1 pseudogene is annotated in these 610 nt (G+C 62.8%); it reads right to left on the reverse strand.

The features are described 5' to 3' along the window. A pseudogene (locus ACFQ4E_RS20610) lies at positions 1 to 610 on the reverse strand (IS5 family transposase); the annotation flags it as partial.

Consider the following 610-nt stretch of genomic DNA (forward strand, 5'->3'; position numbering starts at 1 on the left):
CTGTCGTATCGCGTGGCCACCCGCCGCCAGTCCTTGAGCCTGCCGAACATGATCTCGCATCGCTGCCCGGCAGTGCATTGCGCAGCAATGTCACGAGAGGGGCGGTTGCGCCGCTTGTATCGGCGCTTGTCGTATTTCACCGGCGTCTTCCGTTGTTTCCGGCCGGGGATGCAGGCGCGTATCCCCTTGTCTTGCAACGCTTCCCGGAACCAGTCGGCGTCGTATCCGCGATCGCCGAGCAGCCAGTCGACATTCGGCAGACTGTCGCAAAGAGCCCGCGCACCGATGTAGTCGCTCACCTGCCCGGCAGTGACGAACAGGTTGAGTGGACGTCCCTGGCTGTCGCAGATGGCGTGCAATTTCGTGTTCATGCCGCCCTTGGTCCGTCCGATCAGGCGACCGCGCCCCCCTTTTTGACGCCCAGACTGGACGCCGTGCGGTGAGCCTTCAGATAGGTGGCGTCGATCATCACCGTCTTCTTCTCGCCGTGCTCGGCAACCAGTCCAGCCATCATCTTAGCGAAGATGCCCTTGTCGCTCCACCGCTTCCAACGATTGTAGAGCGTCTTGTGGGGGCCGTATGCGGCAGGAGCATCGCGCCATCGCAAGCC

The organism is Litorisediminicola beolgyonensis (assembly GCF_042679605.1).
Lineage (GTDB): Bacteria > Pseudomonadota > Alphaproteobacteria > Rhodobacterales > Rhodobacteraceae > Litorisediminicola > Litorisediminicola beolgyonensis.